Here is a 12,861-nt window from a genome sequence, read left to right as displayed (position 1 = left end):
CACAGGCCCCCTTCTTGACCAGGAAGCCCGCTCAATGCCGAGCACCTACGACACATTGCTGAACGTTGTCCTGCTCAACTGCGCCCTGGTGTGCATTGTGGTGTTTATCCATAATGAAACCTTGCTGCGCCTGAGCACCATGCTCGGCAAAATGAGAAAGAGCCACCATTTCCGCCTGATTGTGGCGGTATTGGGGTGCCTGATTTCCCACGCACTGCAGGTATGGGTGTTCGCCACCACATTCTGGTTCATGCACCACGCCGACGGCTGGGGCCTGCTGACCGGTAACTTCTCGGGCAGCCTGCTCGATTGCGTCTACTTTTCCTTCACCACGTTCACCACACTGGGCTACGGCGATGTTGTGCCTATGGGCCAGCTGCGCTACCTGACCGGCATTGAGGGGCTTACCGGGTTTCTCCTGCTGACCTGGAGCGCCTCATTCCTGTTCCTGGAAATGCAGCGTTACTGGCCCGCCCGCTAGCGGCTTCAAACCCACTTGCAGCGGGCCAGGGTGTAGTACAGCAGCGGCACCACAATCACCGTGAACAACGTGGACATGGCCAGCCCGAACACCAGCGAAATCGCCAGGCCGTTGAAGATCGGGTCACTGAGGATGAAGTAAGCCCCTACTACGGCAGACACCGCCGTCAGCGCAATGGGCTTGATCCGCACGGCACCGGCCAGAACCACCGCTTTCTCCAGCTCCATGCCTTCGTCCAGCAGCTGCTTGATAAACACCACCAGCAGGATGGAATTACGTACGATAATCCCCGCAAGGGCGATCATGCCGATCATACTGGTAGCGGTGAACTCCTTACCCAGAAGGGCGTGGCCGGGCATGATGCCGATCATGGTCAGCGGAATCGGCGCCATGATCACCAGCGGCAGTATGTAGGAGCGGAACTGGGCCACCAGCAGCACGAAGATCATGAACACTCCCACACTGTAGGCCGCGCCCATATCCCGGAAGGTTTCGTAGGTGATCTGCCACTCGCCATCCCATTTCAGGGTGCCTTTTTCCGGCAACGGCGGTTGCTGGATAAAGAACTGCTCCGGTGCCTGCTCCTGCTCGTTCAACAGGCTGACCATCCGGAACATGCCGTATAGCGGTGAATCAATCTCGCCGGCCATATCCGCCGTCACGTAGGTCACCGGCAGCAAGTCCTTGTGATAGATAGCGCCCATCCAGTCCGCTTCCCGCACCTCGGCGACACTGGCCAGCGGCACCAGCTCGCCACTGCGGCTGCGCACCTTGATGGACAACAGGGCAGACGGCTGGGCCTTGTCGGCCTCAGGCAAAATCACCCTGATTGGCACCGGGTACTTGGCCTGTTCATCGTGCAGGTAACTGACATTCACGCCGCCCAGGGTCGTCTGCAGGGTAGCCACCACCTGGGCCTGGGACACGCCCAGCCGGGCCGCCCGGGCCCGGTCTACCACCACTTCCCATTGCCGGGTGGGTGCTTCCAGGGTGGTGTCGATATCCACCAGCCCCTCAATGTTTGCCATATCCCCGGCAATCAGGTTGGCCAGCTCCGCCCGGCGGAAGCCATCAGCGGCGTAGACTTCCGCGACCAGCGGCGACATCACCGGCGGCCCCGGTGGCACTTCCACCATTTTCACCTTGGCGCCATACCGGTCAGCAATCTCGGTAAGCGGGCCACGAAGGGCCTGGGTGATGTCATGGGAGGGGCGGCTGCGCGCCTCCGCACTGGCCAGGTTGACCTGGATATCACCCTGGTAGGGCTCGCTGCGCAGATAATATTGGCGCACCAGGCCGTTGAAATTGATTGGTGACGCGGTACCGGCATAAGCCTGCCAGTTATCCACTTCGTCCACGGTTTCCAGGTAATGGCCCATTTCCGTCAGCACCCGCTGGGTTTGCTCCATGGGTGTGCGCTCGGGCATATCCACCACCACCTGCAATTCCGACTTGTTGTCGAAAGGCAGCATTTTCAGGATCACCGCCTGGAACACCGGCAAAGAGGTGGCGCCCAGCGTCAGCAGGACCACCCCAAGCGCCAGCAAACGCCGGCGCCAGGCGTGTTCACCCAGAAACGGCCCCAGCACGGTATTGAAAATTTTCAGGGACACCGGGCTGACGCCATCGGCAGAGCTGCCGGAATCGCCATCCTCTTCCAGGGCCTCGCCTTTCTTGTGCTTGAGCAGCCGGAAGGCCAGCCAGGGCGCCACCACAAACGCCACAACCTGGGACACCACCATGCCGGCCGATGCGTTGATCGGAATCGGGCTCATGTAGGGGCCCATCAGCCCGGAGACAAACGCCATGGGCAGCAGGGCCGCCATGATGGTCAGGCTGGCCATGATGGTGGGTGTACCCACTTCATCCACGGCCACCGGGATAATGTCTTTTATGGCCCGACGGCTGTTCTGGATGCGGCGGTTAATGTTCTCGGTAATGACAATGCCGTCGTCCACCAGGATGCCGATGGAAAAGATCAGCGCGAACAGCGAGACACGGTTGAGGGTAAAGCCCCAGGCCCAGGAAAACACCAGAGTCAGCAGCAGGGTGATCAGCACCGAAATACCGACGATCAGCGCCTGGCGCCAGCCCATAAAGGCGAGCACCAGCAGCATCACCGCCAGGGTGGCGGAGACCAGGTCGGAAATCAGCTTCTGCGCCTTGTCAGACGCGGTCACTCCGTAGTCACGGGTAACCAGCACCTCCACGTCGGCCGGCAGTGCCCGGTTGCGCAGCTGGTCCAGGCGCTGTTCGATCGCGGTAGTGATATCGATGGCGTTTTCACCCGGTTTCTTGGCAATCGCGAGGGTGACCGCAGGGTAAACATCGCCGGCCTTCCCTGCCCGTTCATCCCCATGGGCCGGTCCGAAGCCCGCCAGCACGCTCTGGTCGGGTACGGTACTGCCGCGACGAACCTCCGCCACATCATCCAGGTACACAGCCGCGCCCTGGTGCATCCCCACCACCAGGCGCTTTACGTCTTCGAGGGACTGCAACAGGGTACCGGCCTGCACCGGTATCGAGAGATTATCCCGGGTTACCCGGGCTTCCTGGCTGGAGGCGTTGGCAGACTGCAGGGCACTTTCGATATCCGCCGTGGTCAGGCCGAAACCGGCCAGCAGAGCCGGATCAAATACGATATCCACCCGGTCGGGCACGCCGCCCACTGTGTAGATATCCCGGGTACCGGGTACCCGCTTCAGGGCCACTTCCAGCATATGGGCCAGGCGGGTAAGTTCTTCCCCGCTGTGGGTGCCGGTGGGGTCATACAGTGTCAAGGTCATCACCGGTACATCATCAATGCCCCGGGGTTTTATGACCGGCTGGGAGGCGCCGAGATTCTGCGGCAACCAGTCCTGGTTCGAATACACCTGGTTGTACAGCCGAACCAGGGCGTCCTGGCGGGCGATGCCCACCTCGAACTGCACGGTGATCACCGCCTGGCCCTGACGGGACACGGAATACACGTGCTTCACGCCCTTGATTTCGCTCATTACCTGCTCGGCAGGTGTGGCAATGGCGCTTTCAACCTCCCGGGTGCTGGCACCGGGCATGGCCACCATGATGTCCGCCATGGTGACATCAATCTGAGGTTCTTCTTCCTTGGGTGTCACCACGACAGACAGGACACCAAGAATAATCGCAAGGATCGCCAGCAGCGGCGTCAGGTGGTTGTTCTGGAATACCCGGGCAATGGCTCCGGACGGGCCGACCGGCGGCAGGTTATCACTCACAGCCATTACTCCCCTTCAGCCCGAGCGTTTTCAGACAGGCTCAAGCGTTCGCTGCCCACCAGCTCATCCGGATTGGTCACCACCCGTTCGCCTTCCGAAAGCCCGGCCAGCACCTCCAGCCGGTCGTTCTCGCGAAGACCCAGGCGGACCTGGCGCAGACGGGGCTGATCCTGGCTGTCCAGCACAAACACGGCCCGCAGTTCGCTGCGCTGAATCAGCGCGCTGGCCGGCACCCACAGGGCCTCCCGGCTGGCTACCGGCACACTGACCTTCACCAGCATGCCCGGGAACAGGCTGCCATTGGGTTCATTCAGGCGCAGCCGCAGGCGAAAGGTGTGGGTTTCCGGATTGGCGTAGGGATAGAACGTCAGCTCCCCGGTTTCCAGCACCCGGCCGTCGGCCAGGGTAACGGTAGCCTGGCGTTCGCTGCGGGCCAGGTCTGCGTACTTCTGGGGCAGGTCAACCACCACCCGCAGTTGCTCCAGCGACAGGCCGCTGAGCAGCGGCTGGCCCGGGTTTACCGACTCGCCCAATTCCACATGGCGCTCGGTCAGGATTCCGCCATAAGGGGCAATAATGCGGGTGTAGTCCAGTTGTTTCTGCGCTTCTGCCACAGAGGCTTCCGCCCGCTCCACCCGGGCCCTGGCCGCACTGAGGTTGTTCCTGGCCTGGTCAAACTCTTGCCGCGACACCAGGCCCCGCTCATGGATGGCTTCTATGCGGGTGTACTGCTGCCGGGCATCCTGCAAACCGGAGCGGGCTTCTCCAAGGCCGGCTTCCGCCTGCCGAAGGCGCGACTGCTGCTCGCTGTCTTCAAGGCGCACGATCAGGTCTCCGGCTGCGACCGAATCGTCCACATCAAACGGCAGCTCGACCACCGTACCGCTGGTCTGGGCCGACACCGTGCTCTGCTGAACTGCCTCAATCAGCCCGTCAAGGTGTACGGTTTCATTGAACGGCGCCCGGGTTACCGGCGTGGCCTGGAGATCCTGTGCCGGAGCTGCAATGGAAAAGAGTAACCAGGGTGCCAGCATCCATCCGATCAACGCGCGCTTAGCCATCAACTTATTCCTTTTTGGTATTTGCTAATAACCAAATTCTAGCACCCTTTTCACCCGATGAAATCAGGCCCGGGGGTTATTTTCCGGCTGTTCCGGCGGAGCCTCTGAGCCGCCCTCTTCGGCCGGTTTCCAGCCTTTGTCACCCAGGTCGTCACTTTCCGCCAGCAATCGCAGCAGGCGTTCCCGGGTCATGGCCTCGTGCAGCTCGATCTGGCGCTGCTCGTTGCGAAGGGACTTCAACAGTGCCGTTGCCATGAAGATCATCAGCATCATGAACGGAAAGGCCGCCAGTATGGATATGGTCTGCAACGCCTCCAGCCCGCCACTGAGCAACAGTACACCGGCCACAGACACCTGCACTATGCCCCAGGTCAAGCGGGACCAGCGTTTCGGGTTGAGCACCCCCTTGCTGGTGAACATCCCCAATACAAAGGTAGCCGAGTTAGCTGAAGTGATAACAAACAAAACGATCAGCACCAGCATCAGCCCGCCCAGAATGGCAGTACCCGGCAGGTATTCCAGGGTGGCAAACAAGGCCGAACTCATTTCCGTGGTCACCGCCTCGCCCAGCGCCGCGCCCTCGAACAGTTCGAAATACAGCGCCGAACCGCCAAAGGTGGAGAACCAGACAATACTCAGCAGCACCGGCATACCGATCACCCCGAACACGAACTCGCGGATGGTGCGGCCGCGGGAAATCCGGGCAATAAAGCTGCCCACAAACGGCGCCCACGACAGCCCCCAGGCCCAGTAGAAAATGGTCCAGCGCTCTACCCAGTCATCGCCGGTGTAAGGCGTCATCACCAGGCTCATGCCCACCATGTTGGAAAAATAATCCCCGATGGCATTGGTCATGGCCGCCGTAATGAAATCGGTGGGCCCGAAGAAAAACACGAATACCAGCAAACCCGCCGCCAGCACCATATTGGCATCACTCACGTAACGGATACCGCTTTCCAGCGGCGCCAGCGAACACAGCAGAAATACCGCGGCCACTCCCGCCAGGATGAACAGCTGCTGGCTGACCCCGAATGCCGTGCCGGCCACCGCCCCCAGGCCACTGTTGATCTGGATAACCCCCAGCCCGAGTGTGGTGGCAACCCCGAACACCGTGGAGACGACTGCCAGGATATTGATGGCATGGCCGGCACCGGAATCCACCCGGTCGCCCATGGTGGAGCGGAAAGCTTCACTGATCAGGCCGGGGCGCTGCAGCCGGAAACGCACATAGGCAATCGCCAGCCCCACCAGGGCAAAGTTGGCCCATTGATGAAAGCCCCAGTGAAACAGCGAATAGCGCATGGCCATACTGGCCGCCTGCGGGCTTTCCGGTTCAGCGGAACCAAACGGCGGCGAAACAAAGTGGCTCATGGGCTCGGCCACCGCCCAGAACACCAGCCCCACCCCCATACCGGCGGAAAAGATCATGCCCAGCCAGGTCAGGTAGGAGAACTCCGGCGCCTCGCCGTCGGCCCCCAGTCGTATCCGGCCGTAGTCACTGCCAGCAATCGCTATGCAGAACACCAGGAAACCCGAGGTGGCAAACAGGTACAACCAGCCAAAGTGCAGGGTGGTGAACTCCAGGGCCTTGTGGGCATAGAAGGACAACTGGTCCGGCATCAGCCCGCCGGCCACCACAAAGACCGCCAGCAGAACAAATGAACTGTAGAAAACCCAACCGGGACGATGACTCATAACCACCCTTTTACCTGATCTTGCTGAATTGATAGCGTCCCATTCTAGTCCCCCTGCAGAAAGGCACAAAAAAACCCCGGACAGACTCAACATCCGCCCGGGGTATAAATGTCACCCGCCGGCTATGAGAAGCGGGTAACCGCCATAATCGTCTTTACCACCGGGCCGTGAGTGCTGCGCGCACGGTACGGCCGGGTTCGTTGACCTTGAAAAACTCCTCGCCTAGGGCATCCGCTTTGCTCACGTGGGATGCCCAGGTCTTGTCGAACACGTTATCCACCGCCCAGGTCAAGCTCAGGTTGGCCATAAGCGGATGGGTACCGGACAGGTTGAAGACGCCGTAACCCGGTGAGGTGCTGGGATCAAGGCCAGACTCCAGGTCTACCCGATCCTGCCGGCGCGCCAGCTGCCATTCGGCTTCCAGGGTATGGCCCTGATGATGCCAGCCAAGGGTCTGGATAAACTGAATGGGCGGAATCCGCGGCAGCGCCTTGTCGGCATCCCGGTTTTCACCCCTTACAGACGCCAGCTTGCTGTTCGTGCTCCAGGTTCCGTTGCTCCAGCCCAGCTGGCCTTCGACACCCAGCAAGCGGGCATCAATGTTGTAGTAGCGGTCCTGGGAACGCAGAACATAGTCGTCCACCTGGTCTACCCAGACCGCCGGACGCCAGTTCCAGTTGCCTTCACGGCCCGACAGGCTGATTTCCAGCTTGTTGTGCTTTTCGGTATCCAGGTCCGGGTTACCCACCCAACCCAGCATTTTGTTGACGTAGCGTTCGGTCACTCCAGGGCTGCGCACACTGTGGCTGGCCACGACATCCAGGCTACGGTTCGGCGCGTAACGCCACTCACCACTGACAAAGCCACTGACGTTGTCATCATTGGCATCGGTGCTGGTGGTGCCATATACCTGCTCGTAAGCCTTGGCCGCACTCATCGACACCATGGTTCCATCTGGCTTTTTAAGCATGTAGGTCTGGTCAGCCTCGGTGGCCTGCATCTCTACCCGGTCGTAACGAATACCGGCACCCAACCGGGTGTTCATGCGGATCTGGTGGAAGGCTTCAACAAACACACCCACACGATCCCGCTCAACGCCAGGCCACATGTAAGAGGCCACAACGTCTTTATCCACGTTGTTCAGCGCGGCATCCCAGTCGTTACTTTCCACATCCACACCGATAGCAATGTCTTTGGTGTAGTTGATGGTCTGATCCAGCACCAGCCGCACGCCTTGCGTACTGGTCTCCGAGGCGGTCAACATTTTCATGGGAGCCGTTTGCTCGCGCAGACTGAAGTTGTCCATCACATGGTCAACGTCCGCCTGCCAGGCCATCAGGTTCCAGCCGCCGTTGGCAACGGGCGCACCCAGCTCCATCCGGTACAGGTCGGTGTCGGTTTTCGGCGCATCCATACCACGGCCCGGGAAGCTGACATCCCGCTCTTCCTGGCGGCTGACCATGCCTTTGATGTAGAAGCCGTTATCAGCTGTCCAGGCGCCATCCACCCGGCCTTCGGTGTTTTCATAGGAGCTGCGGACTTCGTTACCGTCGCCGTCTTCGTAGTCGTCCGCTTCGTCGTAGCCGCCGGCCAATCGAATGAAGGCATCCTTGCTACCGGCCGCTACGCTGCCATTCACCAGCTTGCCTTCACCATTGTTGGCGCCGCCCAGGGTCAGGTGGCCGGTTGTGCGGTTGTCATCCGCAAATTCCGGAGCTGCAGTGGTGGCCACCACCTGGCCGCCGGCAATCGGCCCCCAGCGCAGGGTGCGGTTGCTGGTGCGCACTTCCAGCACCGGCGCCAGCGCCGTGCTAAGCCGACTGGTAGGCGGATCCATGCGGCTCGGGCAGGCGCCCTCCACCCGCATGCCGTCCAGCAATACCTCAACCCGCTCTTCGTTCTGGCCACGGATTACCGGGTCCAGGCCACGGCCACCCATACGGGACAGGGACACAGACGCATCAGACGACAACCGTTGTACCGGCTCGGTCTGGATAGCCGCCGCAGAAAGCCTGGCCGCTTCGGCGGACTGGCCTTCGGTTACCCGGATGACCACCGGGTTTTCAGCTTCGGACTGGGCATTGGCAAGGGGAGCGACGGTATAGCCGGCCATCACAAGGCTGATACAGCGAGCCAGGCGGGTTTGTCTCAACATCGGTTGGCAGTCCTTGGATCGTTTTAGTTGGTTGCATGACTAATGATCCGGAATTGTAAGACCCTTCCTTAAGCCTGGCTTGAGACACAATGCCGCACCTCTTTGGGGGTATCTCCGATAGGTGCAGAAGCACATTGTTTCGCCCTGCACTTGCAAAACTACCGTCAGATGTGGTGAAATCTCGTCCCTTTTTTTGGGTGGTCGCAAATTCTTGCGGCTTTCAATACGCGAATTCCGAGGGCTTATCCCATGACAGCAAAACTCGACGAAAAGCTGGAACCGATTTACCAGGACGTTCTGCACCGCAACCCCGGTGAGAAAGAGTTCCACCAGGCGGTTCATGAAGTGCTGGAAACTCTGGGGCCTGTGTTGGTGAAGTACCCCGAGTTCGCCGACAAGAAGATCATCCAGCGCATCTGCGAACCAGAGCGCCAGATCATCTTCCGTGTACCCTGGCAGGACGACAGCGGCGAGATCCACATCAACCGCGCCTTCCGTGTTGAATTCAACAGCGCCCTGGGGCCCTATAAAGGCGGCATGCGTTTCCACCCTTCCGTTTACCTGGGCATCATCAAGTTCCTGGGCTTCGAGCAGATCTTCAAGAACGCCCTGACCGGCCTGCCCATTGGCGGCGGTAAAGGTGGCAGCGACTTCGATCCGAAGGGCAAGTCCGACGACGAAATCATGCGTTTCTGCCAGAGCCTGATGACCGAGCTGTACCGTCACCTGGGCGAGTACACCGACGTTCCTGCCGGTGACATCGGCGTGGGCGGCCGCGAGATTGGCTACCTGTTCGGCCAGTACAAGCGCATCACCAACCGTTACGAGTCCGGCGTGTTCACCGGCAAGGGCCTGGACTGGGGCGGCAGCCGCGCCCGTACCGAAGCCACCGGTTACGGCACCGTGTTCTTCACCCACGAAATGCTGAAAGCCCGTGGTGACTCCCTGGAAGGCAAGACTGTCGTGGTTTCCGGCTCCGGTAACGTGGCCATCTACGCCATCGACAAGTGCCACGAGCTGGGCGCCAAGGTCATTGCCTGCTCCGACTCCCAGGGCATGATCGTGGACGAGAACGGCATCAACCTGCAGACCCTCAAGCGTATCAAGGAAGTTGAGCGTCGTCGCATCAGTGCCTACACCGAGTTCCACAAAGACGCCAAGTACGTGGAAGACGGCAACATCTGGAGCGTTCCGTGTGACGTGGCCCTGCCTTGCGCCACCCAGAACGAGCTCAACGGCAGCGATGCCAAGACCCTGGTCGAAAACGGCTGTATCGCAGTGGCAGAAGGCGCCAACATGCCGACCACCCCGGAAGGCATCATCATCTTCCAGGATGCCAAGATCGCCTACGGCCCGGGCAAGGCAGCCAACGCCGGTGGTGTTGCTACCTCTGCGCTGGAAATGCAGCAGAACGCCAGCCGTGACTCCTGGACCTTCGATTACACCCAGAAGCGCCTTGAGGAAATCATGATTGATATCCACAAGAACTGCTACGAGACTGCGGCCGAGTTCGGCGCCGAAGGCAACTACGTGCTGGGCGCCAACATCAATGGCTTCCTGCGGGTTGCCAAGGCCATGAACGCCATGGGCGTTATCTGATCCTGCCATGAACGGCGAAGAACCTCGCCAGTCCGAAGACCGGGTATCTACCGGTCTGGCCGGACTGGACGAGGTTCTGGATTACCTCAGAATCGGCGATAACGTTGTCTGGCGGGTCTCCCACCTTGATGACTATCGCCGTTTCGTCCTTCCCTTCGTTGATGCCGCCGCCGATGCCGGCCGGCAGATTCTCTACCTCCGGTTTGGCGACCATCCGCCGATCATTGAAAATCACCCTGCCGTTCGCACGATCGAAATCGACGCCCTTGGCGGTTTTGAAAGCTTCACCAGCCGGGTCTGGCACCTGATCGAGCAACACGGTCGCGGCGCGTTCTATGTCTGTGACAGCCTGAGCGAGTTGCTCAATGCCTGGGCCACCGACGCCATGGTGGGTAATTTCTTCCGGGTGGTATGTCCGTTCCTGTTCGAGCTGGATACCGTGGCCTGGTTTGCGCTGCACCCGGAGCGCCACTCCCGGATGACCCTGGACAGAATCCGCCAGACCACCCAGGTAATGCTGGACGTTCGCCGCCATGGCGACAATGTGCAGGTACAGCCAATCAAGGCCTGGCGCCGGCAATCACCCACCATGTTCCTGCCCCACCGGGAGCATAACGGCCAGTTCTGCCCGATTACCGACAGCAGCGATGCCACCCGGTTACAGGCCAGCCTGGAACAGGAAAGCCTGCACCGGCAGCCCCTTCTGGATTACTGGGACCGATTGTTCCAGGACGCCAGCCGGGCCCTGTCCGAAAACGACGACGCCGCCATTGCAAACCTTCAGGAGCAGGTGCTGCAGGTTCTGGTCAGCCGGGACCCGCAGATACTGGAACTGGCCCGCCGTTATCTGTCGCTGGAAGACCTGCTGGCCATCCGCGGCCGGCTGGTGGGCAGCGGCTATATCGGCGGTAAGGCTACGGGCATGCTGATTGCCCGGAACATCCTGCTGAAAGACGATCCGCAACAATGGCAGGAGATGCTGGAACCCCACGACTCCAGCTATCTGGGCACCGATGCCTACTATGCCTTCCTGGTGCATAACGGCCTGTGGCCGGCAATCATGCGCCAGCGCTCCGCCACCGGTTACCTGGCAGAAGCCCCGGCCCTGCAAAACGGTATTCTGGAAGGCCGCTTTCCCGATGAAATCCGGGCAGACCTGGAGCGCCTGCTGGACCACTACGGCCAGTACCCGATCCTGGTGCGCTCATCCAGCCTGCAGGAAGACGGTTTCGGCAATGCCTTTGCGGGCAAGTACGACAGCGTGTTCCTGGTCAACCAGGGCTCGCCCGAACAGCGACTGGCCGCGCTGGAAGATGCCATCCGGCAGGTGTATGCATCGTCCATGAGCAAAGATGCGCTGGTATACCGCAAACAGCGAGGGCTCGACCAGCGAGAAGAACCCATGGCACTGCTGATCCAGCGGGTAAACGGCCGGTTCCACAACCGCTATTACCTGCCGGATGCTGCCGGCGTGGGGGTGTCCCGCAACACCTTTGCCTGGGACAGCAACATGGACCCGGAAGCCGGCATGGTGCGGTTGGTGATGGGCCTGGGCACCCGGGCGGTGGACCGTATTGAAGGCGACCACGCCTGCGTGATGGCACTGGACCATCCCACCCGGCAACCGTTCCGTAACCAGGACGAAAGCTTCCGGTTCTCCCAGCACCTGGTGGACCTGCTGGACCTGGAAACCGGGGGCCTCGAAACCCGGCCCCTGAGCCAGATGCTTCCATCTGCGCCAAACCTGCCCATGAACCACCTTGCCGAAATCGACCGGGACGCCACCGCCAGGGCCGAGCAGATCGGCCTTGATGGCCCGGTCTGGCGCCTGACCTTCCGGCCACTGGTGCAGGGCAGCCGGTTTATCAACCGGCTATCGAGCCTGCTGGCCACCCTGGAAGCCGGTTACCGGCATCCGGTGGATGTGGAATTTACCCTGCATCTGAATGCCGAGGGAGAGCCGTCTTTCAACCTGGTGCAATGCCGCCCCCTGGCCACCATTGGCGAAACCGGCCCGGTGCAGATTCCAGACCCGCTGCCCGAGCCCCGGCTGCTGTTCCGGACCCGGGGCCATTTCATGGGCGGCAACATCAACCTGGCCATCACAAGGGTGATCCGGGTAAACGCCGCCGTCTATGCCGGCCTGAATACCAGTGAGCGCTATGAGGTAGCACGGCTGGTCGGTGAAACCGTGCGGGCTTCGGCCGAACCCACGATGCTGGTCGGCCCCGGTCGCTGGGGCACCAGCAGCCCGGAACTGGGTGTTCCGGTGCGGTTTTCCGACATTGCCGGCGTGGCCGCGCTGGTGGAAGTGTCCGAAAATGCCGGCGACATGGTGCCGGACCTGTCCTACGGTTCACATTTCTTCCAGGACCTGGTGGAAACCGGTATTGCCTATGCGGCCCTGTTCCCGGATACCGCCCACTGCCAGTACCACCCTGATCGCCTGCCACCCTGCCAGCTTTCAGGAATGGCTGGGCAAGCTGCAGAAGCCGTGGAAGTCCATCACATCACCCGGGGCCAGCTGCAACTGACCGGCGATGTGGTCAGCCAGCAACTGGTGTGTTATTTCACCGATTGACCCCTGACAAAAGGTCGCACGTTGTTCAGGTGCGCCGCAGCCGCTTGCTGCTA

The 12,861-nt window shown here is 60.9% G+C and carries 7 protein-coding genes; 3 read left to right on the top strand and 4 right to left on the bottom strand.

Annotation, left to right across the window (positions count from 1 at the left end; all coding sequences use genetic code 11):
- The first annotated feature begins 34 nt into the window (after positions 1 to 34).
- Positions 35 to 481, top strand: coding sequence for a potassium channel family protein (locus tag LWH94_RS07120; RefSeq protein ID WP_094624444.1), 447 nt, complete (start codon positions 35 to 37; stop codon positions 479 to 481).
- A gap of 5 nt (positions 482 to 486) precedes the next feature.
- Here the strand turns inward: LWH94_RS07120 and LWH94_RS07115 are convergent, their stop codons facing one another.
- From LWH94_RS07115 to LWH94_RS07100, 4 genes are all read right to left on the bottom strand, one after another.
- Positions 487 to 3,717 carry an efflux RND transporter permease subunit gene (locus LWH94_RS07115; RefSeq protein ID WP_232901688.1) on the bottom strand — a complete coding sequence of 1,077 codons (3,231 nt, stop codon included), beginning with the start codon at positions 3,715 to 3,717 and terminating at the stop codon, positions 487 to 489.
- Between the two features lie 5 nt (positions 3,718 to 3,722).
- Positions 3,723 to 4,778, bottom strand: coding sequence for an efflux RND transporter periplasmic adaptor subunit (locus tag LWH94_RS07110; protein WP_232901687.1), 1,056 nt, complete (start codon positions 4,776 to 4,778; stop codon positions 3,723 to 3,725).
- A 63-nt stretch (positions 4,779 to 4,841) separates the two neighbouring features.
- Positions 4,842 to 6,473: a BCCT family transporter gene (locus LWH94_RS07105; RefSeq protein ID WP_232901686.1), complete on the bottom strand. Its 1,632-nt coding sequence runs from the start codon at positions 6,471 to 6,473 to the stop codon at positions 4,842 to 4,844.
- Positions 6,474 to 6,627: 154 nt separating this feature from the next.
- Positions 6,628 to 8,628: a TonB-dependent receptor domain-containing protein gene (locus LWH94_RS07100; protein WP_232901685.1), complete on the bottom strand. Its 2,001-nt coding sequence runs from the start codon at positions 8,626 to 8,628 to the stop codon at positions 6,628 to 6,630.
- Positions 8,629 to 8,877: 249 nt separating this feature from the next.
- On the opposite strand from LWH94_RS07100, the gene gdhA reads away from it, so the two are divergent.
- Together gdhA and LWH94_RS07090 are read left to right on the top strand one after the other, a co-directional pair.
- On the top strand, positions 8,878 to 10,227 hold the full coding sequence (gene gdhA / locus LWH94_RS07095) for an NADP-specific glutamate dehydrogenase (RefSeq protein WP_022990586.1): 1,350 nt from the start codon (positions 8,878 to 8,880) through the stop codon (positions 10,225 to 10,227).
- Positions 10,228 to 10,234: 7 nt separating this feature from the next.
- Positions 10,235 to 12,808 carry a PEP/pyruvate-binding domain-containing protein gene (locus LWH94_RS07090; protein ID WP_232901684.1) on the top strand — a complete coding sequence of 858 codons (2,574 nt, stop codon included), beginning with the start codon at positions 10,235 to 10,237 and terminating at the stop codon, positions 12,806 to 12,808.
- Positions 12,809 to 12,861 lie beyond the last annotated feature (53 nt).

The sequence above is a fragment of the Marinobacter sp. G11 genome (genome assembly GCF_021282325.1).
In the GTDB taxonomy this organism is placed as follows: domain Bacteria; phylum Pseudomonadota; class Gammaproteobacteria; order Pseudomonadales; family Oleiphilaceae; genus Marinobacter; species Marinobacter vinifirmus.
This window is presented reverse-complemented; position numbering and strand designations above follow the sequence as displayed.